The organism is Pseudoalteromonas sp. bablab_jr010 (genome assembly GCF_016464105.1).
Lineage (GTDB): Bacteria > Pseudomonadota > Gammaproteobacteria > Enterobacterales > Alteromonadaceae > Pseudoalteromonas > Pseudoalteromonas simplex.
The window spans coordinates 1-1,314 of sequence record NZ_JACDWV010000083.1 but is presented as its reverse complement, the minus strand read 5'-3'; the positions used below and the strand labels follow the sequence as shown (position 1 = coordinate 1,314).

The 1,314-nt window shown below is 39.1% G+C and carries 1 pseudogene; it reads left to right on the top strand.

Going from position 1 to position 1,314, the window contains the following annotated elements:
* Positions 1–67 precede the first annotated feature (67 nt).
* A pseudogene (locus tag JIG37_RS07525) lies at positions 68–1,083 on the top strand (IS110 family transposase).
* Positions 1,084–1,314: the final 231 nt, after the last annotated feature.

Sequence of the window (1,314 nt, the reverse complement as noted above, 5' to 3'; positions counted from 1 at the left end):
TAATTAGATGGTACGCCCCACCCATTAGCTAAACTCATAGTGTTGGCTATTACAGGAGGAAACCATCATGTCAGTTGCAAAAGTCATAGGTATTGATTTAGGTAAATCAACCTTTCACCTAATTGGTCACGATTATTCTGGTCGTGAAATATTTCGACATAAATACTCCAGAGCAAAGTTAGTCGATTTTCTATCTGTCCAAGAACCAACAGTTATTGCAATGGAAGCTTGCTGCGGTGCTCACTGGCTAGCAAGGAAATGCAAACAATTTGGACATGAGGTTAAGCTAATACCAGCTCAATATGTAAAACCTTATGTTAAGACCCATAAGAATGATTACATTGATGCAGATGCGATAGCAGAAGCTGCAACAAGGCCAAACATGAGGTTTGTTTCAGTCAAAACAGAAGAAGCTCAATTAGGGACCGTTATTAGACGTGTTCGTTCTGGCTATATTAAAGAAAGAACCGCCTGTATGAACCGAATTGGCTCGATACTACTGGAATTTGGACTTAGCTTTCCGAGAGGCCATCATCAAATGAAATACTTGTCCCAATGGATAGCTGATCAAAATGAAGTGTGCCACCGCTATTGATTGCAGAGCTAACAACTCAATATGAATATTACAATCAACTAAATGTGTGGATTAAAGCTCAAGAAGATAAGTTATTAGCGTTAAATAAAGAAAACGATATAGCTAAGTTATTACAAACAATTCCAGGTGTTGGACCTATGACTGCATCATGCTGTATATCAGCAGTTGGTAGTCCACAGGATTTTGATAATGGACGTAATTTTGCCGCTTGGCTGGGGTTAGTGCCATTTCAATATTCAACGGGAGGAAAGCCCAGAATGCTAGGTATTTCTAAGCGAGGGAATAAGGAGCTTAGAGAGTTATTTATTCACGCAGCTCGTGCCGTTATGTGGCGAGATAAAACAGCAGAAAAGTTCTTTGGAACATGGTTGATAGATTTAAAATGTCGAAAGCCGTTTAATGTGGCGCTTGTAGCTTTAGCAAATAAAATAGCAAGAATAGCTTGGTCTGTAATGACCACGAAGAAGCCTTTTGAAATTAGAGTTTAAGTCAGTTTGCATATGATAATTAATGATGACAAAACGGTTAGACCACCAGATTGAAGACCTTGTGGACAGTTCAGCAAGAAAAATGCTTTCTCGTTTTTGAGGACAATCTGGCGCAGATCTCATCGTAGAGCTGGGACTAATGTTAGTCTCTAATAGACTCTGAATACATTAGCGCAAACCATCTCCGTTATTTTTAGTTATTAACTTGCAAAACGGGGCGTACCATACATT